General features: G+C 30.5%; 23 protein-coding genes and 2 pseudogenes. 12 read left to right on the top strand and 13 right to left on the bottom strand.

From position 1 onward, the window contains the following. Nucleotides 1–11 precede the first annotated feature (11 nt). On the top strand, nt 12–881 hold the full coding sequence (locus ACFSC2_RS09760) for an alpha/beta hydrolase (protein WP_379814175.1): 870 nt from the start codon (nt 12–14) through the stop codon (nt 879–881). Nucleotides 882–943: 62 nt separating this feature from the next. After that, nucleotides 944–1,462 carry a hypothetical protein gene (locus tag ACFSC2_RS09755; protein WP_379814177.1) on the top strand — a complete coding sequence of 173 codons (519 nt, stop codon included), beginning with the start codon at nt 944–946 and terminating at the stop codon, nt 1,460–1,462. 42 nt (nt 1,463–1,504) lie between these two features. On the opposite strand, the pseudogene ACFSC2_RS09750 reads toward ACFSC2_RS09755, so the two are convergent. Then, nucleotides 1,505–1,624 (bottom strand): annotated as a pseudogene (locus ACFSC2_RS09750) (magnesium chelatase subunit ChlI family protein); the annotation flags it as partial. A gap of 58 nt (nt 1,625–1,682) precedes the next feature. Here ACFSC2_RS09750 and ACFSC2_RS09745 point away from each other — a divergent pair. Then, on the top strand, nt 1,683–3,191 hold the full coding sequence (locus ACFSC2_RS09745) for a recombinase family protein (protein ID WP_379814178.1): 1,509 nt from the start codon (nt 1,683–1,685) through the stop codon (nt 3,189–3,191). Nucleotides 3,192–3,209: 18 nt separating this feature from the next. Here ACFSC2_RS09745 and ACFSC2_RS09740 read toward each other — a convergent pair whose 3' ends face one another. Then, nucleotides 3,210–3,467, bottom strand: coding sequence for a helix-turn-helix domain-containing protein (locus tag ACFSC2_RS09740; RefSeq protein ID WP_379814179.1), 258 nt, complete (start codon nt 3,465–3,467; stop codon nt 3,210–3,212). A 115-nt stretch (nt 3,468–3,582) separates the two neighbouring features. Between ACFSC2_RS09740 and ACFSC2_RS09735 the strand changes: the two genes are divergently transcribed. Continuing rightward, entirely contained in the window at nt 3,583–4,041 is a 459-nt protein-coding gene (locus ACFSC2_RS09735; protein WP_379814180.1) for a hypothetical protein, read from the top strand. Nucleotides 4,042–4,149: 108 nt separating this feature from the next. Here the strand turns inward: ACFSC2_RS09735 and ACFSC2_RS09730 are convergent, their stop codons facing one another. Beyond that, the gene (locus tag ACFSC2_RS09730) at nt 4,150–4,746 is read right to left on the bottom strand and encodes a recombinase family protein (protein ID WP_379814181.1); all 597 of its coding nucleotides are present in this window, start codon (nt 4,744–4,746) and stop codon (nt 4,150–4,152) included. A gap of 293 nt (nt 4,747–5,039) precedes the next feature. On the opposite strand from ACFSC2_RS09730, the gene ACFSC2_RS09725 reads away from it, so the two are divergent. Together ACFSC2_RS09725 and ACFSC2_RS09720 are read left to right on the top strand one after the other, a co-directional pair. Beyond that, nucleotides 5,040–6,131 (top strand): DNA cytosine methyltransferase, encoded by a 1,092-nt coding sequence (locus tag ACFSC2_RS09725; RefSeq protein ID WP_379814182.1) that lies wholly within the window; start codon nt 5,040–5,042, stop codon nt 6,129–6,131. After that, nucleotides 6,131–7,102: a HaeIII family restriction endonuclease gene (locus tag ACFSC2_RS09720; protein ID WP_379814183.1), complete on the top strand. Its 972-nt coding sequence runs from the start codon at nt 6,131–6,133 to the stop codon at nt 7,100–7,102. The genes ACFSC2_RS09725 and ACFSC2_RS09720 overlap by 1 nt, the downstream gene beginning before the upstream one ends. Nucleotides 7,103–7,365: 263 nt before the next feature. Here ACFSC2_RS09720 and ACFSC2_RS09715 read toward each other — a convergent pair whose 3' ends face one another. The 3 genes from ACFSC2_RS09715 to ACFSC2_RS09705 form a co-directional block, all read right to left on the bottom strand. Further along, the gene (locus ACFSC2_RS09715) at nt 7,366–7,992 is read right to left on the bottom strand and encodes a hypothetical protein (protein WP_379814184.1); all 627 of its coding nucleotides are present in this window, start codon (nt 7,990–7,992) and stop codon (nt 7,366–7,368) included. 490 nt (nt 7,993–8,482) lie between these two features. Then, a complete protein-coding gene (locus ACFSC2_RS09710; protein ID WP_379814185.1) occupies nt 8,483–9,643 on the bottom strand; it encodes an IS3 family transposase in 1,161 nt (386 codons plus the stop codon). Between the two features lie 37 nt (nt 9,644–9,680). Beyond that, nucleotides 9,681–10,787 carry an IS3 family transposase gene (locus tag ACFSC2_RS09705; RefSeq protein ID WP_379814186.1) on the bottom strand — a complete coding sequence of 369 codons (1,107 nt, stop codon included), beginning with the start codon at nt 10,785–10,787 and terminating at the stop codon, nt 9,681–9,683. A gap of 281 nt (nt 10,788–11,068) precedes the next feature. On the opposite strand from ACFSC2_RS09705, the gene ACFSC2_RS09700 reads away from it, so the two are divergent. Beyond that, entirely contained in the window at nt 11,069–11,314 is a 246-nt protein-coding gene (locus tag ACFSC2_RS09700; protein WP_379814187.1) for a hypothetical protein, read from the top strand. 159 nt (nt 11,315–11,473) lie between these two features. Here the strand turns inward: ACFSC2_RS09700 and ACFSC2_RS09695 are convergent. Then, nucleotides 11,474–12,472, bottom strand: a pseudogene (locus ACFSC2_RS09695) (YifB family Mg chelatase-like AAA ATPase); the annotation flags it as partial. Between the two features lie 52 nt (nt 12,473–12,524). Between ACFSC2_RS09695 and ACFSC2_RS09690 the strand changes: the two are divergent. Both ACFSC2_RS09690 and ACFSC2_RS09685 read left to right on the top strand, forming a co-directional pair. After that, nucleotides 12,525–14,351 (top strand): recombinase family protein, encoded by a 1,827-nt coding sequence (locus ACFSC2_RS09690; protein WP_379814189.1) that lies wholly within the window; start codon nt 12,525–12,527, stop codon nt 14,349–14,351. Nucleotides 14,352–14,666: 315 nt separating this feature from the next. After that, complete coding sequence (locus ACFSC2_RS09685; protein WP_379814190.1) at nt 14,667–15,284, top strand: Abi-alpha family protein; 618 nt, start codon at nt 14,667–14,669, stop codon at nt 15,282–15,284. A gap of 295 nt (nt 15,285–15,579) precedes the next feature. Here the strand turns inward: ACFSC2_RS09685 and ACFSC2_RS09680 are convergent, their stop codons facing one another. Continuing rightward, entirely contained in the window at nt 15,580–16,605 is a 1,026-nt protein-coding gene (locus tag ACFSC2_RS09680) for a toll/interleukin-1 receptor domain-containing protein (protein WP_379814191.1), read from the bottom strand. Between the two features lie 150 nt (nt 16,606–16,755). Continuing rightward, a complete protein-coding gene (locus ACFSC2_RS09675) occupies nt 16,756–17,064 on the bottom strand; it encodes a hypothetical protein (RefSeq protein WP_379814192.1) in 309 nt (102 codons plus the stop codon). Nucleotides 17,065–17,324: 260 nt separating this feature from the next. Here ACFSC2_RS09675 and ACFSC2_RS09670 point away from each other — a divergent pair, with 260 nt between their 5' ends. Then, nucleotides 17,325–17,654, top strand: a complete 330-nt coding sequence (locus tag ACFSC2_RS09670) for a hypothetical protein (protein WP_379814193.1) — start codon at nt 17,325–17,327, stop codon at nt 17,652–17,654. Nucleotides 17,655–17,731: 77 nt separating this feature from the next. Here ACFSC2_RS09670 and ACFSC2_RS09665 read toward each other — a convergent pair whose 3' ends face one another. Then, nucleotides 17,732–18,700: a BT4734/BF3469 family protein gene (locus tag ACFSC2_RS09665; protein ID WP_379814194.1), complete on the bottom strand. Its 969-nt coding sequence runs from the start codon at nt 18,698–18,700 to the stop codon at nt 17,732–17,734. A gap of 227 nt (nt 18,701–18,927) precedes the next feature. Between ACFSC2_RS09665 and ACFSC2_RS09660 the strand changes: the two genes are divergently transcribed. Further along, nucleotides 18,928–20,691 carry a reverse transcriptase domain-containing protein gene (locus ACFSC2_RS09660; RefSeq protein ID WP_379814195.1) on the top strand — a complete coding sequence of 588 codons (1,764 nt, stop codon included), beginning with the start codon at nt 18,928–18,930 and terminating at the stop codon, nt 20,689–20,691. 245 nt (nt 20,692–20,936) lie between these two features. Here ACFSC2_RS09660 and ACFSC2_RS09655 read toward each other — a convergent pair whose 3' ends face one another. Continuing rightward, nucleotides 20,937–21,545 carry a hypothetical protein gene (locus ACFSC2_RS09655; protein WP_379814196.1) on the bottom strand — a complete coding sequence of 203 codons (609 nt, stop codon included), beginning with the start codon at nt 21,543–21,545 and terminating at the stop codon, nt 20,937–20,939. 53 nt (nt 21,546–21,598) lie between these two features. Continuing rightward, nucleotides 21,599–22,096 (bottom strand): hypothetical protein, encoded by a 498-nt coding sequence (locus tag ACFSC2_RS09650; RefSeq protein ID WP_379814197.1) that lies wholly within the window; start codon nt 22,094–22,096, stop codon nt 21,599–21,601. A gap of 123 nt (nt 22,097–22,219) precedes the next feature. On the opposite strand from ACFSC2_RS09650, the gene ACFSC2_RS09645 reads away from it, so the two are divergent. Beyond that, nucleotides 22,220–22,489 carry a helix-turn-helix domain-containing protein gene (locus tag ACFSC2_RS09645; protein ID WP_379814198.1) on the top strand — a complete coding sequence of 90 codons (270 nt, stop codon included), beginning with the start codon at nt 22,220–22,222 and terminating at the stop codon, nt 22,487–22,489. Nucleotides 22,490–22,574: 85 nt separating this feature from the next. Here the strand turns inward: ACFSC2_RS09645 and ACFSC2_RS09640 are convergent, their stop codons facing one another. After that, nucleotides 22,575–24,170 carry a hypothetical protein gene (locus ACFSC2_RS09640; RefSeq protein WP_379814199.1) on the bottom strand — a complete coding sequence of 532 codons (1,596 nt, stop codon included), beginning with the start codon at nt 24,168–24,170 and terminating at the stop codon, nt 22,575–22,577. Between the last annotated feature and the right edge of the window lie 210 nt (nt 24,171–24,380).

Below are 24,380 nucleotides of genomic sequence, written 5' to 3'. Positions count from 1 at the left end.
ACTACAATTACATGAATAAATTTTTTGCTCTGGCTTTTTTATTATTTACTTCGACTTTATTATTCAGTCAAAAGAACAAAACGAAATCTACTGAAACTTCTAAACCTTTTGTACTAGGCGTTATAGAAGAAATTCAATCAAAAGAATTAGGAGAAAACAGAATTCTAAACATTTATCTTCCTGAAGGTTATAACCCAGCAGAAAGTACCAAATATCCTGTTATTTATTTATTGGATGGTTCTGCCGACGAAGATTTTATTCATATCACGGGTTTGGTTCAGTTTAATAGTTTTGAATGGATTAATCAAGTTCCAAAATCGATCGTTGTGGGAATTGCTACAGTTGACAGAAAGCGGGATTTTACTTTTCCAACAACGATTGAAAAGGATAAAAGTCGTTTTCCGACTACAGGACATTCCGATAAATTTATTGCTTTTATTGAAAAAGAATTACAACCTTTTATAGATAAAAAATACAAAACATCTGAATCTAAAACCATTATCGGACAATCTTTAGGAGGATTGTTAGAAACGGAAATCTTACTTAAAAAACCTTCACTTTTTAATAAATATGTTATTGTAAGTCCAAGTATTTGGTGGGATAACGGCTCTATACTTCATTTAGATTCTGAAATTTTGAAAGAGAATTTCAACCAAAAAACAGAGATTTACATCGCTGTTGGAAAAGAAGGATTAACCCCAACTGAAATTCCGCGTGTAATGGAAGTTGACGCGAATTTATTAGCCGAAAAAATACAGTTTTCAAAAAGTAAAAACATAAAAGTTTATTTCTATTACTTTCCTGAAGAAAACCACGGATCTATTTTGCATACTGCTGTAGCCAATTCTTTTAAATTCTTTTATCCAATAAATAAAAAATAGAACAATTGACCTATCTTCATTTCAATTTTAGACTTTAAATCTATTATTCAAAATAATTTAATATGCTCAAAAAACTACTTCCCTTCGAAGAATTATTGTACCATTCCAAATTGAATAAAGAAGAACTTCTTCAGCATCTTAAAAACGAAATTGAAGCTGAAAAATCTTTTGGTTTGGGTGCCCACAGACATTCTTATTCAAAACCTTATATTGGAAAAGTTTTTAATAATCAATTTGAGATCAAACGGGCTATTAATTATAGAAATTCATTTCTTCCAATAATTAATGGTGAAATTCATGATGCTGTAAACGGATCGAAAATAAAAATTAAATTGAAGCTGACAGATATTGTCAAAGTTTTTATGATTGTTTGGTTAAGCGGCGTTTTTTTGGCTTGCATAGCAGCGGGAGTCAATTTTGCCATTAATGGTTTTGATCCTGAAACAGAAGCTACAATCTTTATCCCTTTTGGAATGTTATTATTTGGAATTTTAATGGTAACAATTAGTTTTAAAGCGGAAAGCACAAAAAGTAAAAAAGATTTAGAAGAAATTCTTCAAGCAAGAATAATTGAAAATTAAAAGAAAGTCCTGATTAATAATTTAATCAGGACTTTAATAAATTTAACCTAGCCAGCCTTCGCGATCCAAACTTCTATATTGGATAGCTTCTGCAATGTGTGATGAAATAATATTTGGAGCATTATCTAAATCGGCAATCGTTCTGGAAACTTTAATTATTCTTTTTAACATATAGTTCATTCTATTTTTTTTATTATTGCACCAAAAAAAATCACATCACATGCTGAAAGCAGTCGCATATCTTAGAGTTAGCACACAAGAACAATCTTTAGAACGACAACAAGAAGATATTCAAGAATTCGCAATTAAAAAGAATTTCACTTTAGTAAAAATTTTTGAAGATAAGATTAGCGGTTCAAAAACAAAATCCGATGAAAGAATTGGATTTAATCAAATGAAAAGATATCTTGAAACAAATGAAGATGTTAGAGATATTTTAGTCTTAGAACTCTCTAGACTCGGAAGAAAAAATAATGACATTCAAAATGTTGTAGAAGATTACATACAAAAAGGAGTCAATATTCATATAAAAGACTTGAACATAACAACTCTTGATGATAACAGACAACGCTCTGTAGCATCCGAAATGATGATCTCCATGCTAGGCGTTATATCAAGCAGTGAAACAAGGTTATTAGGCACAAGAATAAGCTCAGGCAAAATGTCACGAGCTAGAAAGAATTTGGCATTCGGAGCAAAAATTATAGGATATAAAAAGGCTGAAGATGGAACTCCAATGATTGACGAGAATGAAGCCCCAATGATTTTAAGAATATTTGAGCTTGCATCAAAAGACCTTGGTATGCGTAATATTTCAGCACTGATTGAATCAGAATTTGGAAAAAAAATTGCGATAGGAACACTTAGTGGAATAATTAGAAATCCCTTTCACAAAGGAGAAAGAAAGTACAAAGATTTAGAGTTAGCTGTTCCTGCGATTGTTCCAAAAGTTTTATGGGAAGAGGCAAATAATTCTATTAATAACAGAAGTAAATTTGGGAGTAGAACTAATGTAAACACCAATATTATACAAGGGAAAATCAATTGTGTATGTGGAGCAGTAATGCATCAGAAAGTTATTCCTCAAGGACGAATCGATTCTTTTGTATGTAAGGATGATAATTGTAAAAATTCCATAAATAGACCTTGGCTATTTAGAATGATACGTAGGATTGTTGACAGACATGCGCAGGAAACAAAAGATGAGAAAGCTCGTGAAAACTTTAAATTACAAATACAGTCCTTTAGAGCTCAAATTGAAGCAAATGCAAAAGAAATTGAAAAAATTGAGAAAAGAAGAAAAAGATTAAGAGATCTCTATCTAGATTCACAATACACCAAGGATGAACACAATGATATTAGAACCGAAATAGACAAAGAACTACAAGAATACCACGTCAAAAACAATAAACTTAATGAAGTGATTAGAACGTCTGAAAATGCATTGGAAACAGAAATCAATCATTTTAGCGAGGACTTGGAATTATTTAAAAATGAGATTAAAGATATTATAACTGAAGTCATTATCGATAAGGATTACGTTTCAATTAATATTTGGAATTGGTCAACATATTATCTCGACAAACCCAATCCAATTAAACTTGGCTGGGAAGCTAGAAAACCCAAAAATGAGAGATATCTCAATGAGAAGCTACCATCGAGGCATCCGATTCCACATGATGAACTGGAAATGATGATTGATGATTATTTAAGAAACTTATCTGAGTAGCTAAAATTAAGTCTAAATTTATAAATTAAATTCATAGAGTACCTTCAAATCTATCCCAAGTGCTAAAGAAATTTTAACTGATGTAGTGAGAGTTATGTTAGTACGTCCATTCTCAATTCTAGAAATAGTTGTCTTATCTATTAATGGATCAGTACTTAATTCATTCATTGCGGTTGCCAAATCCAGCTGGGTCATGTTTTTTGATTCTCGAATCTTCTTCAAGTTGATTCCGAATTGTTTAACGTAAAGATTGATATTTACTGAGCCTTTTGACATAATTGTCAATAATAGTTTATATATTTATCCCTCAGGTAAACATATATGTCAACATTTCTCTAGATCAAATATCAATCCTATAAAATCCTAATATAAATAATTAATAATCAACAAAATGAAAAAATTATTACTACTATTAATCACACTTTTATCTTCTTCATTGATTAATGCACAAATCATTGATAATAAAACTTTACAACCAAAAATGACAACAAAAGCATCAATTATGGGCGCTACTCTAATTGAAGCCAATTGGTATGACAGCTTCACTTCTTTTACATTTCAAGATGCGAAATATAAAATTTTAGATGTTCAAGCTCGATTTATATTGACACCTGAAGAGATTGATTCTTTTTATGGCGAAGTTAAAAATCGCTTTAGCAAAAACGAATATGAAGAGAAGGAAGGATTTATTTTTCAGACCAAAGAGGGAACAGCGATACATGCTAATTTTAAAAAATCGATGGGGACTAAATCGTTATATATCGCAATTTCAAAAAATAACGTTGTATCACTAGGAATGTATCTTACAGAAAAACAAACCAAGAAACTTTTTAACGATCAATCAAAGTAATATTTCTAACAAAATCATTTGCGAAAAAAAAGCCACTCTACAAAGAGTGGCTTTATTGTATATATACATCACTTTATGAAGTATGAAATAATTAGTTTATTCAATTTTCTAAACTTGGCTCATTACCTTTCTGATCTTAACAATTGTGTTATTTGATAGATTAGTAATCAATGCAAGTTTTCTAATTGAATAGTTTTTGTCTTTAATCAATTCTAAATGTGAATGATTGTATTTAGACAAAAATTGCTGAGGTGTTTCAATAGTGTTTAATTGTCGTCCTTTATAAACCCCTTTCGATTTTGCAATGACAATACCTTCTTTTTGTCTTTCTAATAGTGATGCTCTTTCCATTTCAGCAACATTACTTAAAACATCTGTTATCATTTTGAAGATAGAATTAGATTTACCATCGATCATCGAATTCAAACCAATATTTTCAACGAAAACATTTATCCTAAGGTTACTTAATGTATTTAATGTTGTTTGAATATCAAAGGCATTTCTACCTAATCTGTCAATTGAATGAACTACTAATCTCTCGACTTTTGCATTTGATATATCGGCTATCAATTTTTTTGCGCTTGGGCGTTCGTTAAAAGGAATTGAACCACTGCATTTATCAATGTATTCTTTATGATTGGAGTTTGATTGCCTATCAATATTTTGTTCGATAGTACTTACTCTTATATATTTTGCTGTTTTCATTATATCTTTAATTTTAAGTAAAGGTAAATAATTTTATTAATAATGTATCATTTTTAGAGTAGTTGTTTTTAATACAACATAAACTCAATAAAAAGGTTCTAAATTCTATTAAAATCGTATCAGCATTAACCTATAGTGTAATGTTGATACAATTACTTGCAATGTCTTTATTTATCAGAAAGATAATTATAACAAAATAAAATTTATTAAATTTCATCTTTCTATTACATATCATATATTTAAAATGTAATTTTGTTTGTTTTTCTTTTATACGGATTTTAAGTTATTAAATTATGAAAATAGTATCATTCTTTGCAGGAGCAGGTGGTCTTGATTTGGGGTTTCAAAAGGCTGGCTTTGATGTAGTTTGGGCAAATGAATACGACAAGGATATTTGGGAAACTTATGAAAAAAATCATACTCATACTAAACTAGATAGACGAAGTATTGTTGACATCCCATCTAATGAAGTCCCTGATTGTGATGGTATCATTGGCGGTCCACCTTGTCAAAGTTGGTCAGAAGCTGGCTCAAAAAGAGGTATCACAGATAAAAGAGGGCAACTTTTCTATGAATTTATGAGAATAATTGCAGACAAAAAACCAAAATTTTTTCTTGCGGAAAATGTTTCAGGTATGCTGATTTCTACTCATAAAGAAGCACTGAGTAACATCAAACAGATGTTTGAAGACATAGGATATGATTTATCTTTTCAAATGCTAAATGTTGCAGATTTTGGTGTACCACAAGATAGAAAAAGAGTTTTTTTTATTGGTTATAGAAAAGATTTAGGGTTGAAATTTGAATTTCCCAAACCAACAACACCTGAGAAAAAAATTACTTTGGACAAAGTGATTCTTGATTTAAAAGATAATGTTCTACCTGCAAAAGAAAAAAATTATACAAACGGTGACGATTGTAAATTGAAAAATCATGAGTATATGATTGGTGGTTTTTCTTCAATGTTTATGTCACGAAATAGAGTTCGCTCTTGGAATGAGGTTTCATTTACAATTCAAGCAGGAGGAAGACAAGCGCCAATTCATCCACAAGCACCAAAAATGAATTTAATTGAGCAAAATGTTCGTGAATTTGTTAAGGGCAAGGAACACTTATACAGAAGATTAAGCGTGCGTGAATGTGCACGAATTCAAACTTTTCCTGATGATTTTGTTTTTTATTACAATAAAGTTGATGCTGGCTATAAAATGATCGGTAATGCTGTTCCAGTTGAAATGGCAAAAGAATTAGGAAAAAAAATATTTAAAGATTTGGATAAAAAGAAAAATAAAACAAACAAATCATTTGAAAATATTGCCAAAGTAAATAGCGGTGAACTAGTTCGTGAGAAAATGAATGAACTTATAAATAATCTTTCAGCATAATGACAAAACAATCAACGCAAACAATAAATGGTAAAGCCTTTGAATTTGCATTATTAAATGAGTTTTTAGTAAGACTTCAAAATTCTGCAAAAGTTTCAGTTCTTGAAAACGAACCATTTAAAACTGCTAAAAAATGTTTTTTAAGCTTTGATGACAAAGACCAAGGTCAATATAGTTTGGTTGCAAGTTTTGCCGTTAATTTCTTAATAGATATTGAACCACGATTATCCAATGGAATTGACAATAATGACATTCTTCAACTTGAAATAGTTTCTGACAAAATGGGACAAAGTGGAGATGTTCGTGATGTTTTAGCTATTAGATCTTTACAGAAATGGGAAATTGGAATTTCAGCAAAAAATAACCATAGAGCAGTAAAACATCCTCGTTTATCAAACAAAATTGATTTTGGCAAAGAATGGTTAGGTGTTTCTTGTTCTGCTGACTATTTTAATCAAATAAATCCAATTTTTAGTAATTTAGCTAAATTACGAACTGCAAGTAAAGCAACACAAAAATGGGAAACATTGGGAGATTACCACACATCTGTTTATGTCCCAATTTTGGATGCTTTTAAAAATGAATTGTTACGTCTAGATAGAGAAAATCAAGGCATAATTGCTCAACGCTTACTTGAATATTTGATTGGAAGACAAGATTTTTACAAAGTTATTAAAGGAAATAAAAAAGTTGAAATTCAAGCATATAACCTGCACGGAACATTGAATTTACCATTTCAAAAAATAAAGCCAAAATATACAATTCAAAAATTAAAATTACCAAGCAGAATAATTGAATTTGTTTATCAAGATAATTCTAAAACAACACTACTACTTACTTTAAATGAAGGATGGCAAATTTCTTTCAGAATTCATAATGCGAGTTCTCGAATAGAGCCTTCTCTAAAATTTGACATTAATTTAGTTTCAGCTCCACATTCCCTTTTTTCAAATCAATTATTAATTGGTTAAATTGAAATACTTTACAATATGACAGATTGATTAAGCAAAGCTCAAACTTTACTAATTATTATTTTACGCACAAAGTCAGCTTAAAACTAAACCAAATTTCTTTTCATATTTTTAAACGGATGTTATACTCAAATATTAATACTAAATGAAAAAACTACTTTTACTGAGATATAACTTAAAACACGGACTTGTCAAATAGTATTCTAACTTGGACTATTTTGGAATGAATTAAAAAATCATATAATACACTAAAAAACAACACTTTAACTAGGCTTAAATTCTTGTCCCGCTTTGTACAATCCGTAGTATTCAAATTGTCTCTCGATAGGATTTCCATATTTTAAATTGTTATTCTCAATACGCACTTTCCTTTTTATCTCCTGACCAGTTAAAATCTGTCTGATACCTCTTCCTTTTCTTTCATCATGAATATTATACGATATAATATTATATTCCTTCTCTTCATTTAGTTTATTTGCCTTTGCAAGATCGATCACAGTACCAATATTAAAAATATCTTTTAAACCTCTCTCCATCTTTATAAACCCCAGTTGATGAAGCCTCTCAAAATTCAAATAATAATAAAGATTGCAATGTTTTCTTTGTGCTTTTTCAACTAATTTCTTTTTACCATCTACCTCAACTTTAATAAAGATCAGATTTAGCGATTCTAGCTTATCACGTTCTTTTCTAAATGTGGGATTAGAAACGTTTAAGACGGCACATAATTCATCGCTCAATGTAAAAGAGTAATGTCTTTTATTGAACTTTATATGATTAGAGAGCAACACTAGCAAAAGCATTTTCTGATTGGAATTATTTAAAATATCTGATGATAAAATGTTCGGCAGATTAATTTCAAAATCTTGTTTGGGATTAATTAATTTCATTTTTTTTTAATTTTAAAGGGTTATTTTTCTATTTACTTGTATTGAAATTTTTTTTCAATACTTAATTTCAAATATTCGTTGGCAAGCCTTACTAAATAAGACTTAACCAACTTCTATTGAAAAAAATTTTTAATTATATAAGTATTTCTATGAAATACTTTTAGCGAGAATTAAACTGTTATTCTTTGGCATCTCTTTTTTAAATATCGACATGCATAAAAAAACCGCTTTTCCTTCACCTGAGTGGAGTAAAGGATAAACTACTGGAAATAAAGAATATATAATTTTTTAAAAAAGTAAAGAAAAATATCAATTAAGAAAGCCCCTTACTTCATGAAAGATAATCAGTGTGTGATTTGCTAAAAAAGATATTTTAAAGCACTTTTAAAGCTTAAAACAACCACGAAGACATCGTAAGATGTTTAGGTAATAAAAAACGCTTTAAATGCGCTTATTTTAACAAAACAATTAAAAGAAAGTTAATTGAATTTTAGATCATATCATGAGTTTTATTAAATTCATCAATCGTCATAAAGTTTAAGAATGTATGCCTTCTACTTGTGTTATAATAATTCTCAATATATTCAAAAACATCTAATCTTATTTGTTTTCTAGGAAGGAGACTGTTGCCTTTTATCAACTCAGCTTTAAACGAATTAAAAAAACTCTCTGAAACTGCATTGTCATTATGATTTTGTCTACGACTCATACTACGCTTAATACATTTGTAAGAATCTAATGTATTGACGAATATTTTATTAGCATATTGAACGCCTCTATCAGAATGAAAGATCAAACCTTTAGTTACTCTTCTATTGGCAACTGCCATTGCCCATGCTTTTAAAGTTGTTTGCTTAGTGCTCATCGTATCGCTTAAACTCCAGCCTATGATTTTCCTGTCAAATAAATCCATAATAATAGTAAGATACATAAAACCTCTTTTTGCCTGTATATAAGTAATATCCGAAACCCATACTTTAGATGGCTCTTTAACATTAAACTCTCTATTCAATACATTAGGAGATATAAAATGATTGTGAAATGAATCAGTAGTAGTCTTAAATTTCCTTTTGGATTTGCTACGTAAACCAAGCATTTTCATATAATTTGTAACCTGCCCTACTGATATCTTAACTCCTCTTCTTTCAAGTTCCTTAGCAATTTTAGTGCTTCCACATACCTTTTTAAACTCAAAAAATATAGATACTACCTGTTCTTTCAAGAAAATCATTCTAGACTCAGTCTTCGAAAGCTCTTGCTTTTTCCTTCTATAGTAAGTAGTCCTAGACACCTCCAATGCTTGACACATTTTTAAAATTGAATATTTATGTTTATTATTCTCTATAAATTCCTTAGTCTCCACTTTTCCTTGGGCGACATGCTTATTCCCTCTTTTCAAAATTTCCAAAGTAAGTTCTGAATTTTTAACTTTTTTTTCAAGGTCAGTAATCACACGTTGTTTAGTAGTTAATTTTAAATAGCCCGTTCCACAAAAGCTTCCTTCTCCAAATTTTTCAAAGTCTTGTCGCCAGCGATTCAAACAAGATGGAGTTATTCCTAACTCTCTTTCAATTTTTAAAATTTGCCCCTCGCCTCTCTCATAACTTAATTTTACTGCATTTTCTTTGAAAGCACGTTCATATTTTTTCATCGTATTACGTTTAATAATTTACAATTTTGCACTCCTATTAATGTCTACTTTCGATATATCTTATTAATTGTTTCTCTATTTGATCTTTGGTTAAACTCACATTAAGATTGGATAATTCAGATTTAAGTGAAGTAAAAAAACTTTTAACCAAAGAATTATCTAAGCGATTCCCTGTTCGGCTCATACTTTGTCTAACATTTTTATAAGAATTTATTTTTCTAGTGAACGAATTATTAGCGTACTGAGGCGATCGATTAGAATGAAATATTAATCCCTTCTTAGTTTTTCTAGTATGAACCGCCATTTCCCACGAAGCCAATGAAGTTTCTTTTGTTGTCAATCCTTCACTGAGACTCCACCCAATAATTTTTCTATCAAATACATCTATTACAATTGTTAGAAATAAAAGCTTTTCATTTGTTTCTAAACTCGCTATGCCTGAAGCCCAAACCTGAGATATTTTTTCAACTTTAAGACCAGAATTTAGAAGATTTGGAAAAACACAAGGATTATAAGGAATAAATGGAGAAGAAGATTTAATTTTGTACTGTACGCTACGCTTACTTATAAGACCTATTTTTCTCATATAATAACCAACTTGAGAAATTGACAACTTAATCCCTCTACTATTTAATTCTGCTGAGATTCTTGCATTACCATACATTTCTTTATACTGATAAAATATTGAAGTTATTTCCTGTTTTATAAAACTTTTTCGCATTTGGCTTGGGGACAATAATTTGTCTCTCCATTTATAATATGCAAGCTGAGATGTACCTAGAACATTACACATTCTATAGAGCCGGTATTTATCTAAATTCTCGTGAATAAAATAAAAAATCCTCGGTTTCCCTTCAAGTACATAACTCCTTGCTTTTTTAAAAATCTCAAGTTCAAGTTCTGTATCTTTAAGCTTTTGCTTAAGAATTCTTGTATGTTGAGAAAAACTCTTTTCTTCGATGTTTTTGAAGCATCCACCTCCACAGAAACTGTCATCTCCATATTTTTGAAACTCATAACTCCATTTATAGATGTTACAAATAGCTATACCAAGCTCTTTGGCAACTCTAAAACGTTTTTTTTCTTGTGCCAATTTAAGTGCATACAGCTTAAAGTCCCGATCATAAATTATAAGTTTTCCCATCCCTTTAAATTCAAATATATCAATAACGTGAATTTAAAAAATATAAGTCACATAATCAATTAACTCATTGATAATCTGCACAGAAAGCATTTTCTAATTAAACAAAGACACCAAAAATAAAAGAAACTTTGAAAGATAAATAATGAACTATATACAAATGAGTTTATTAGTATTGATTAAAACTAAAAACAACATTTTAACAAGATTAATTATTGTTAATTTTTATTATTGAAATGATTAAATGAAATATATTTACCTTAACTAATTATAAAAATATCAATATGTTCGAAGTAAATTTTTACGATGATGCAGGGAGAATTTTTCTGAATCTATCTAACACATTAGAAATCCAAGAAATCTTTGGAAAACTAGACACTTCCAATCCTTCAACGCTTTTAATGGATTTAATGACAAATCACTTAACAAAAACATTGCAAGGTGTAGATTACTATCTCAAAGAGAGCAAAAATAATAATTTACATACAAATAACCCATCATTTATTGTTAACTACAAACCTAGGGTTTAAGCAAAAAGCTAGTTAGTTTATTTTTTACAAGGTGTGTATTTATGTACACATCTTTCTTTTTTCAATACACCATCAATTCTTTATTAATATAAATTTAAAAAACTCAATATCAATTAATTAATAAATACATATCTGCTATATACAAAAAAGTTTATTATTCAAAATTCTATCGTAAGCTCTTGCAGAAAGATTTAATCGTTCCATTGCGGTTTTTAATAATTCTTTTGAAGGTTCGTCCAGAACACAAAACTCACGAATTAATTTACTGCTCATCTGTGCATTGTAATGCACATTTTCTGTATTTTCAAATCTTTTGGTTTGAATTTCACGCGCAGCCGTAACACGTTTACGGATTTCGACGCTGCTTTCTGCTTTTCTTTCGTCAGCTAATTTTTCAAACGGAACCGGCGTCACTTCAATATGAATATCAATTCGATCCAAAAGCGGGCCAGAGATTTTACTCATATAACGCTGCATTTCGTGAGGAGACGACGTATTGGGAGCGCTTGGATCATTAAAAAATCCACTCGGACTTGGGTTCATACTTGCCACCAACATAAAAGAGGACGGATAAGTAATCGTAAATTTGGCACGCGAAATGGTCACTTCACGATCTTCTAAGGGCTGACGCATTACTTCTAAAACATCTCTTTTAAATTCTGGCAATTCATCCAAAAACAAAACACCATTATGCGCCATCGAGATTTCTCCTGGCTGCGGATAACTGCCGCCGCCAACCAAAGCAACATTCGAAATGGTATGATGCGGACTTCTAAACGGCCTTTGATTCATCAAACCAACTTCTTTTAGTTTTCCGGCTACGCTGTGAATTTTAGTGGTTTCCAAAGCTTCGCGCAAAGTCATGGGAGGCAGAATACTAGGAACTCTTTTGGCAAGCATTGTTTTTCCTGCTCCCGGCGGACCGATTAAAATTATGTTATGACCGCCCGCAGCTGCGATTTCCATACAACGTTTTATACTTTCCTGACCACGAACATCAGAAAAATCAAATTCAGGGAAATCTAGGGTTTTATAGAATTCTGCTCGTGTATCAATTACGGTTGGAGTAAGTGTGCCTTTTCCAGCAAAAAAATCAATAACTTCTTTAAGATTCGTAACACCGTAAACATCCAAGCCTGCCACTATGGCTGCCTCTTTTGCAAATGTAAACTTGTTGGAATACATTTGTCATTATAAACCCTAAAAAATTATGGAAAGAGTTTGCTTATATGCTAGAGTATCAACCCTTGAACATCAACAATTTGACCGTCAAATTAGTGACTTAGAAGCAGTAATAATTGCACAAGGTTACAACCTTGACCAAATAGACTACTACGCTGAAAACATATCAGGCTTTAAAAAAACTTCGGACCGACCACAGTTGACTAAACTACTAAATAAAATTGAAAGCGAACCACATTTATACAAGTGCCTTTATGTTCAGGAAATTTCCAGAATTGGAAGAGACCCACAAAGTACTAGATTATTTATCGATAGAGTCTCCGAATTAGGTGTACCAATTTACATTCAATCCATAAATCAGAAAACAATTGACGAAAATGGACAAAGAAATTACATAGTAAATATAGTCTTGCAGGTCCTTATGGAATTCTCAGGTCAGGAAGTACTTCAAATGAAATCCAGAATGAAATCTGGAAAACTTCAAAAAGTAACCAAGGAAGGTCAAGTTTCAGGCGCAAATCAAGCATATGGCTACATGAACGTTGATAAAATGTTCGTTATTAACCCAGATGAGGCTGTAGTAGTAGAAAACATTTTCCAGCTTTATAAACAAGGCAATGGAACGCAGGCAATTGCTCATACACTTAACCAAATGGGGATAAAAACGAGACTTGCCAAAACACATAGTAATAAAAATATATCATTCAAAAATACCAATAGTAAGAAATTAGGAGCAAGTGTCAAGTGGAGTGATGCAACAATAAGACAGATTTTAAAAAACACAACCTACAAAGGCAAACGTATATACAAAGAAGTAACGTTTGATTGTCCAGCAATAGTATCTGAACAACTGTTCGATGAATGCACCGCAATCAGGCTCGGCAAAACACATAGAAATTTTCTAACAACATATGAATACCTTTTACGTGATATGATGTACTGCGGTTGTTGTGGTAAAAAATATATGGGAGTTTATTCAACAAGAGTTCGAGATAGCAAAATATATAAATGCACCTCAACTTTAACAAGAGGTGGCGCTTGTGGGAATCTAGGGATTAACATTAGTCTTATAGAAAGTGTTATCTATAACCAGCTGATAAGGTCCGAAAGTTTATTAAAACTACTGGAGAATCCAAATGATTTACTTAAAGATATTGAAACTGATATTGTCAGACTTGAACAATTGTTGTTAAATGAAAAGGAAGCACAAGAAATAAAACAAAAAGAAATTGAAAGACTTGTTCAAATATATACAAGTAATAATAGTTTTTTAATTGAGGTATACGAAAAGCAACAGGATGAAAAGCTTCAGGAGTTAGAATCAATCAAAAACAAAATTAATCTAACTGAACGTGAATTATTTTCTAAAAAATTGATTCTTACTAATCACGATAAGAAAACCGCAACAATAGAAATGTTGGTTAAAGCTAAATCAAATCGAACTGAATTAAGAGCCATATTTAAACAATTCATAGGTAAACTTATAATCAACACCCTTGATAAGAAATACACTCTTATAACGATGTTTATCAAGTTAAAAGGTGTAACCTTAATCAGCACCGTTAAAACGATTATTAACGTTGGAGGTATCAAAGCAGTTCGGTTTAAAGAAAATCGAAAGTATCAATATATGCAAATTGTCAAGATGGAAAACGACCCCGTTTATGTTGATAATATTTTGAAGGTAGAAAAAGAAGATATTCTAAATGAATACCTTCGCAAGGTTAACCAATACCAACAAGAACTGGAACTTTATAATTCAGCTGGATTTACATTAACCGACACACCTGCACTTATTGATGTGCCAAGAGAGAATTTAATTCTAATTGAAGATACTTACCCACTAATAGAATAAGTAGTTTAAAGATATCTCTACCTAAAAATACCTAAAAACAGAATGGTCCGTGTGTGTGTTGTGATTCTTTTTATATAAACAAAAGTTTGTAAAAAAAATCTTTAGAATAAATTTGTTTCATCAAAATAATTAAATGTTATAATTACAAAACGGGACCAACTTATCGCAAGTTAAAAAGGAATTCAAAACCTTTGGTTTTTTAAACAATGCTGACTTATCTTTACCAGCTATTCAGTGATGAAATTATCAAACTCAGAAATGAAGTTGAAGAACTAAAAAAGGTTTGAATAAATTTAACTATATTAAAAAAACAAAATGGGAGATAACAAAATTGATATAACCTCAACTGCAATTGAAAAGGGAATTGATTTAATTGGTGGATTTATTGAAAAGCTAGCTGGTTCAACACTTGAAGAAGCTGGTTTAATGTTTGGTGATAAAATGAGGGTTCGAAGATTAAAGAACCAAATAAAGATATTCTCAGATGTACAGAAAATGGCTGAAGAGAATAATATATCTATAAAGCAAATCAACTTAAAAGCACTTGTACCTCTGTTAGAATACTCATCACTTGAAGAAGATGAAACTCTTCAACAAAAATGGTCAAATCTAATATTGAATTTTAGTGATGCATCTCAAGTCTATGAATCTTCAATATATCCTTTCATATTAAGTCAATTAGCGAAAGATGATATTGTTGCCCTCCAGCACCTTTATAATAATGGAGACAACAGCTATATTCCTCTTTACGATGGTCCTGCAATTACAAAAGCTAATCTATTAAGGTTGGGAGTAATTGAGATTGCAGACAGAACGAAATATCAAAAAGAAATTAGTCTTTCTAATTCAAGTAAAGAAATATACCATATCTCTGAACTTGGTAAAGATTTCTATAAATGTTGCACAATTGTAACAGCATCTAAAAACGACTAATAAAATTATGAATAAGTATTTGACTTTAAAAACATTAACTTTCATAATTTAGCAAAAACCGATTAAAAACTATAAATTATGAAATCAAAATTACTATTAATCATTTTTATTTTATCAGTTATTTGAAATGCTCAAACCAATCCTAGAGTTTCATTTGTAGGTAAAACTAATATAATGGGATATGCAGGAAAGTATGAAGCTATCATCATACCAAATTAAATTAGATGGTCCCTAACTGTATAATTAAAAAAATCCTTCATCTTTTCTAATTATACAGTTTTTAATAAATTCACCTTTAATCCCTAAAGTCTTTGCTAATATCTGCTTCTATTTCTCCAATTAAAAAGACAAAAGCATTTTGAATTATTTCCGTTGTTGTAAATTTTAATGTATCACATTTCCAAACAACATTTTTTGAATAATCTAAGTCAAATTTGTATTCATTATTTTTAAGCACTGCGGGTTTAGTATTAGTAGCTACAAAATTATAATTATGCAATTTAACAATACCCTCTAATCTTTTTTCATCTAAGAATGCTTGCTTAGCACTGTTTGAATATTCAACACTCAACTCAAAAAACACACTAAACTTTTCACATCTTATAACTGCGTTACTTAAATCATTAGTTTCATAGGCAAAATTTAAACCTGTGGATTTCTTATACAAATTTGCCTTTTCATTTAGTTGTTTATGAAAAGTTTCCATTTCATTTTTTAAGATAACAGCTCCATTAAATGAATCAATAATTGCATTTAACTCTTGATTAATTTTTTTCTCATTAATCAATGCTTTTGCTTTATCAATAATTGGGTCAATGGATGGTTCGTTGAAATCTGGAATAGAACCCAATTCTGGTTTTACATGTACTGGATGGTCATAAATTAGTTTTGCCAGCTTTAATAATTCATCAAAATATTTCCTGTCATCTACCATATTGTGATAGATTTTTGATTTTAGAAATTTAGGTGAACTAGTTTCTGATGTGCCAATTCTTAAAATTGGTAGAAATTTAATTTTGGTTATATCAGATTCAAATATCTCTTGAGTTATCATTGTACTTTCATAACCTACTCCTTTTTTACGTTCCTCTGCTCGAGCTTTATAATTTGGAGTAAGGATTATTAAAACTTTATCAGCTTTCTCAATAGACTGTTCCATAAAATATGGCAAATCTGAACCTGTGTGAAGCTGGTACTGGTCTAGTAATACAATGATACCATATTTCTCTGTTAAATCTTTGGCAAGATTTAAAACCCAATCTTGATGTTCAGGATTATCCCAAGAATAAGATATAAATACTGTTTTTCTACTTTCTGCCATTTTTTCTATTACCTCTATTTTTTTTATCTTGTAAGCTAAAGTAAAAATAATTTTGTAATCATTTTAACAACAGTTTTTTAATATCTAAAAAAAGCTGTGTTTTTCCTTTTTTGTTAACAGGCAATATTATTATAATTTCACCTGCTAAAACTAGAAATTTTGATTGGCTATTGTGAAATTTACTGTATTTCTACTCGTTATTGTAAGGTGATTTTCCTTCTTTACATGGTACATAATGTACCTAGCCAGAAAATCATCTATTTCTTTGGATATTCCTTTCATTAACCAATTAACATTTTGATTGCTCATTCTCTTCGGAATTGTTACTATGCATTGTCCTTCTGTTGATAGAATCTCTTCAATGTATATGATTTTCGAAATGAACCATGGTATATCATTTACACCTATACTGTACCATTTAGTTTTATCTGTAAAATCAATTAATGTTTGTTCTTTCATTTTAAGTAATTTTAGATTTATATAAGCAAAATTATTGGCAATATTTGGATAATACAAATGTTTTAAAATGGTTGTCAACGAACCTCATGTATCCCTTGTATCTGCTAGGTTTTGTAATTTAATATATATTTTATAATCTACTCCTTTACATATGTGATTTCATTTTTACTATTGTTTTTGACTATATCTCAATAATGAAAAGAAATTAAGAAAAAGATTGTTATTTCGTAATTTTGCTGTCTAATTTTAAAACTATAAAAATGAGTAACCAGCTTGCCAACATTGGAGCATTAAAAGATTTTTTAGAAGCCAACAACATTAGCATTAGCAAAGCACAAAAAGGATTTGAATGCAATTTCAAAGTTGTAACACCAAATAATAATGTAGAGATTTATACCGATACAAGAATCACATTTACAGGAAATGGAGTAAGGGAAGGTGAGGTAATAATACTTGAGGATTTACCTGCTGAAAAATACCCAACAAATTTTATTGCTGGTTTTGGAAAAATGGACCTAGTTGGCGATGACCTTATTATCGAAGGGATTCATAAAACAATTGGTGCTTATAAAGCAACATTATTTTTCTAATTAAGAAGTTGAATCCTATCAGTGAATGTTATTGATAGGGTTCAATGTCCTGGCTAATTTTAGTTCTTTACACCAACTTATAATTTGAAACCTTTTTCCTTAGCAAAGTAAGCTATTGTTGCTAAAGATATTGTTTTCTTTAAGTTAACTTGTCTTCTATTGTAACAATATTTAAGAAGATTAGTCGATTTTACAGCATCATATTTATCGTTATCAAGACTACATAATTGAGTGAAATATTTTTCACCGACATCGTAACTAAATGTATATGATATTCCAAGTGCAACTTTTACCCAACTATCGTAGTTCTCGGTAATTGACAAATTCTTTTTAGTTAAATATTTTATTATTTTTTTTATTAGAATCCTGTCTTCAGATTTATTTAAGCCTTCAGTTGCGTAGGCACTTTTAGAAAGAGATAGATTTTTTTCTTTAATTGGTCGACTTTCTTCTCTCATCTTTGTTGTAATGTCTATTTCAAGAAAATCCTTATATATTTCTGAATTACTGTTGTAAAATATGTTTTCATCCCATGAAGAGAAACAAAGTCTTGAAACATCACTTCCACTTTTATCTAATTCGATTTGATAATTATCTAAAAAATATACTCTTAAAGAATTAAAAAAATCTTTATGATTCTCTGGAGTACTCTCAGTTTTTATTAACCCTTTTAGTCCTCTTCCTGAAGGAGAATCCCATAGCGCCAAAATGTACTTGTCTAAAATTAAGGTACTTTTAATATTTAAAATATCTTCAGGTAAAAGACCATCTATATCTATAACTATCAAATTATTGTAAATTACTAAATCAGAGGCTTTGTGCCCATTTTTAAACTCTCCACAGAAAGTAACAGCTGGTAATTGACTTTTTAAAAATGTGTAAATGTCTTTGTCTCCCAAGTCATAAGCTTCCCTACATTTTAAAACTAAATCTTTATACTTTCCAGATTTTATGTTTCGTAATTCTTCAAACATTAAAATTGTTGAGCATTCTTTAGATTTAATTGTGTTAAATTTTGTTACAGTAATTTCTGAAAGTTTTTTCATAGTCATTACGAAAATAATATATATTTGTTCCAAGCGTAGCTAAGGGTGTCTGCATTTACTGCTTACATCACATTTCTCAGGGTGACATTTGTCTAGGGAGTTTTCCCGAAAAATCCACGAGCCTTAATGGTCCTGAGTTTTTTGGCTTGAATGTGTATTTTGCTTATGTGTACACATATCTGTATCTCAATGTATTTTATTCGGCTACGCTTTTTAAATCTTTTTTAATGAATTTTGATTTATTTTTTTCCGAAGAAAACCTCGTTAAAATGCTTTGTAAATATAGAGCAAATACGGCAAATAAAAGACATGCGAAACATATGTTAAGAAATGTCAGTTTGCATGACAGCACTAATAAAATAGGTGTAACTGAAACTCAATTTGATTTTATTTTTTTACAAAGTATTTTTCCATCTAGAAGGAATTGGGCAAAATTAAACGAAGAAGAAAGAAAAACTTGTAAAGATAGCCTTAAGGTAAATCAAAAAAGATTGTTTAAATCTTATTTGAATACTAAAAAAACTGTTCAACAAGGCTCTAGTCTTCCTGAATGGTATAATAATTTAATTGATTTTGTTGAAAGCTTAAGAGATGATGTTCTTAACGTTGAGATATCAAATTATAAAATTGAAAAGCCTGTAATTAAGGGGATAAAGAAAGAAGAAAAAAATGGAGTTGTAATTTATAGACCAATAGCACTTTACGGCATCAAAGATAAAATGATATCTTCTATCACGGCTAAGTATCTAACCAGTTATTTTGAAAGAGTATTTTTAGATTGTTCTTTTGCTTTTCGAGGTAGGAATGCTAAAAACGAAATTCCAAATCATCATGATTGTATTGAGAAAATTTTAAATATTAGAAAAAAACACCCTAAATTATGGGTTGCTGAGTGTGATATTCAAAAATTTTTTGATACTGTTCAACAAGAACATATTTTAAGTGTTTTAAATGAATTAGCTCAAAAAGTAGAAGATAATTTTGGAACTGCGCTTGATAATAAAGCACTAAAAATTTTCGAATTATTTTTGTCCTCGTTTTCTTTTCAAGAAAATATTTTACCAAAAAACTTAGATATTGAATGGTTCAAATCCAATAAACTTCCAATTGGACGGTTTGGTTGGGTTGAAAATGAATTAGTAGAAGCTTATGGAAAAGATTATATCGATAAACATAGAATTGGTGTTCCACAAGGGAATGCAATATCGTGTTTTATAGCTAATCTAATACTACATAGTGTTGACGAGGAGATTTTAAAGCATGATAAGGATGTATTTTATATAAGATATTGTGATGATATGATTCTTATGCATACTCAAGAAGAAGGCTGTAAAAAATCTCTTGATATTTATATGGAAGGCATCAAAAAGAATTACCTACTTTTTCATAAGCCTAAAAAAATTATCAATTATAAAAGTACTGAAGAAAGCAAAAAATTTTGGAAACTAAAATCTAAGTTGCCCTTTTTTTGGGGAGATAAAAACATTAATGAAGTTAATATTCCATGGGTGTCTTTTGTGGGTTATCAAATAAATTATAATGGAAATATTCGGGTAAGAAAATCGACTATTGAAAAAGAGGTCAAAAAACAGATAAATGAATCTCAAAAAGTATTAAAAGCTCTTGGAAAATTTAATCATTATAATGTTGTAAAGGATGCAAACTCAAGAGTTTCAAAGACGCAAATATTATTTAGATTACAAAATAGATTAATCTCAATGTCTGTCGGCAGGATAAAGATATATAACCATAAAAATCCTACTGAACAAGGATTGTGTTGGACTAACGGATTTAAGAAATTATCTCAAAATAAAATAACTAGAAAGCAATTACGATTTCTAGACAAAAGGAGAAATATACAGTTAAATAGGGTCCGTCGTGAAATTCATGAAATTGAGAAGGAAACAACTAGCAATGAATTTCCTAATGAATTAAAATCTATATATTTTGGTTCTGCTTTTAGTTATTATAATTATCTAAAGCATAAATAAATTTATTTGCTTTAAGAAAAAGTATTATATTCAATTACTATCTGAAAATATATCGCTAAAATCACAATTGTCATTCGATGCAGTTTTTTTGATTATTAAACTGATTCCGAACTGTAATTCAAGATTGATGGAATAAGTCTGACAATAAGTGCCGAAACAAAATGGCTTTTAATAATGGTAACGCCGAAGCAAAAAAAAGCTACTTCAATGGAGTAGCTTTTTGTTTAATCTTTTTTAAAAGAATCTCATTCTTTCGGAATAGCTGTAAATGTACCTTTGGTGATGATGAAAAATTTTTCTTTTATCTGAGCACCGTTGCAGAATCCAATATTGGAATATCCGTTGCTATTGCTTAGGTTACTAATTGTAAATTCCCCTTTCAGAGTTTCGCCATCAAAGCTGGTTATTTTAACTTTTCCTACTGTTTCATCACGAACAAATAAGCTGGCAGTTGTATAACATACAGTTGGGTCTTTTGCCAAAGGTAAACCCAAAACTAAAGCTACTTCAATATCAATATCGTATATCTTATTTACCTGCAATGTCTTATCAGAAGTTATAATGTTAAAATCAGTATAGTGATAGTATTCGTCTGCTTCTCCTTTTATTGAAACGCTTGAGCTAATAGTGTATTTGCTATCAGCAGTGTTTGTAACCTGTTTCTTTTCCCAAGTAGTTGGAAAAATATCATAATCATTTATTTTTTCATCATGAATTGATGTGTATTCCGTTTTATTATCTAATGTAAAACTGAATGAAGATTTAGTAGAGCTTTCAGAGTTCTCTTGTGATTCATCAGAAGAGCAGTTAACAGTTAAAATTCCGATTAATATTAAAAGTATATTTTTTTTCATTGTTTATAGTATGATTAAGATTAAATTTATTGGTGTTTTATAGAATTGAATTATTAATATTCCCAACCCTTGTCCAGTTTGCCAGTATGAAATCCTTCGCTAGCATTGATTTCTTTAAAAATTAGAGCATTCCCTAACTTTTCGTTATGCTCAAACGTATATGTTCCGTAACTGCAATTTCCAAGTGACCTGATTTTTTTCGCATAAGAACTTGAACTTTCCGCTTCTTCCTGAACACTGCCAATAGATAAAGTAACAGGAGGCTGTTCAGTCCAATCACTGGTTATGTTATCTGATGAACGCCCTGTATTTGATAATATCATATTTGATTTCCAGCATCTTATTTGAGTATCTGTTATTTCGAATCTGTAATATGTTATCAGACCGCCTCTGCTGACAATTTCATCGTGCCATTTTCCCTTGATAAAATTTTCAACACTTTCGATAGAATCAATGTTGCCTCCTTTCTTATAGCTTTTTAGTCCAAAAGCAAAAACTAGGAAAAGGATAGAAAAAATAAAGAATGTAGTTGGGGTAAAGATTTTTTTCATTTTTTAAAGTTTTAGATTATAGGTACAAACATATAAAAAAAATCTCCAAATAAAGAGGTATTTAATATGGAGTTACATAGTTTGTAGACATTCTATTGATTTGCTTTATAAAAAGAGCAAAAAATGACTTCAAAAAAAAATGACGAAATCAAGAAAGAAACAAAAAAAGAAGAATTAATCTACTTAAAAAAAGTGGGCGAGAGATTAAAGTTTTTTAGAAAAAAGGCTGGCTATACTAATTCTGAGTATTTTGCATACGAAAATAATTTAAGCAGACCGCAATACGGAAAGTATGAAGCTGGTGCAAATATTCAATTAAATACGCTTATAAGAATTCTAAAATTGATGAATGTTACATTAGAAGAATTCTTCACAGGTTTTAATGAATATTAAAAATAATAAAAGGCAAATGATTAAGTCTTCTTTGAATAAAAATATTCGCATATCCTGCGGAGCAGGATTTACGAATATTTGGTTATTAAGATTTTATTAAATTCTTTAATTTAGAAATCATTGAAGTTGTTATCGGCACTCCATCATAGTCGTTGTACTTTTGTTGTGAAGTCTGTATAGTAAAATAATCCACGAGTTCAGCTATTTCAACAATGGAACGGTCAATACCAGAAATGATTTTCAAAGTATCTTCAACGTCAAATGATAATTGAGGCAATACATCGTAAAGATTTATCATTTCATCCAGAGCATATTTTGGCAACGGTTCAAATGTCGATTCGATTAAATCACTGCTATTTACTTTGACTCTGGTTTTCACACCATGCTCCAAAATGATACGATTCATTGTTTCAGCTACAAGTTCTCTGTCTTTTTCTTCACACATAAGCGCATCATACACGTACAGGACATAAACGTCTTTAGCGTTCAAATCTCTGATAACTGCGCTCATGATATCGACTTCAAGCTTAAACATTTTCTGAGAGGTAATCTTGTGACTATGCTCGTTTTTGTCGTGATAAATCCTTGCCAGCAAGTCAGGTTCATTTGCCGAATAGTAGCCAAACAATGGAGACCTGCGCATATCATTCCATTTCATATTGAAAAAGCTTAAGTGAAGTTTTTTAACTTTTTTAAGCTCAATTCCTGTGCGTTCTGCCACTGATTCGTGTGTGAGGTAATTTGTTGAACCATCGTACAGCTTCATGGCAATATTCGGGTGCAGAGCAACGTAGTCGCATTCAGTCAGCTTCTTTCCGTCAACGGTAATCTGCTCCCGAATCCAAGCTGGCATAAGCGTGAAGCTGTCCACAACACGACCACCGCTTGATTCATCGCCAGCACTTGGAATCATAAACCCACGACTCGTCAGGAATTCAAAGAGCTTGATATTATCCTCAACAAAGCTCCTGTTATCGACATCGACCCAATAGTGATTTAGGTGTTTGTTACGCATGGTCAGGATTTTGTTTTTTTTGGTAGTATGTCCTTCTTTGACCAACTTCCTGCCGATAGCCAGCAATTCTTCGCTGGTCGGTAAATCAATCTTCTGATACATCATAATGAGATTGTAACAGATTGGATTTGTTATGGCTTTGCTTAACTGCTGATAGTACAGCTTATTTCGTGTACTGATAATTCCTGCATCTTTGATGCTATACTCAATCAGTCCAGCTTTAAGATACGTATCGGTCAATCGGAACTTTTTGGACTCAAAACCCACCTGATAGCTCTTGTCAACTTCGATAAATGCACCTGTGCTTGTTCCAGTGGTCAGCACTTCGATAATCTTGGTGTAGATAAAGGTATTGTCTGTATTTTTGCTCTGCTGGTGCAGAAGCATTGCGTTAAGCGGTTTCCATTTGGATTCGGTATAGTAAGTACTCGCTAAGTTGGACAGGAACACCAGACACTTTTCAACGGCAATGTCGAGATTATCGTCGACGTTTTTGAGCATGCTCTTGCAGTATCTTCGCAGGTTATGCTGGGCTTTCTTTGGTATTAGGATAGAATTTACGTTCGGGAAACGCAGTGCTGATTCTGACAGCTTGTAATCGTTTAGGAGCACGTCTAAGTCTCCTGTATCGCCAGTAAAGGCGAAGTCTTCATTTTTAGAGTTCATTTTGATATTCTCTTATTCTCGTTCCATCAAGCAGATGGATTATTGTTTCTTAGATTGGCTTGGTAAGAGAAGCTGACAGAAGCTACCTGTCAGCAACCAAGGTTTTAATGAGTTTTCTCTCGGTTTATTATCAAGTATACTTCTAAATCATAGAATAGTCAATAGTTTTGGAACACTATTTTGATAAATATTTGAAGTTATTTTTTAGAC

It is taken from the genome of Flavobacterium artemisiae (assembly GCF_042678225.1).
In the GTDB taxonomy this organism is placed as follows: domain Bacteria; phylum Bacteroidota; class Bacteroidia; order Flavobacteriales; family Flavobacteriaceae; genus Flavobacterium; species Flavobacterium artemisiae.
Note: the sequence above shows the minus strand (reverse complement) of the source record. Positions and strands in the feature narration are given on the sequence as shown.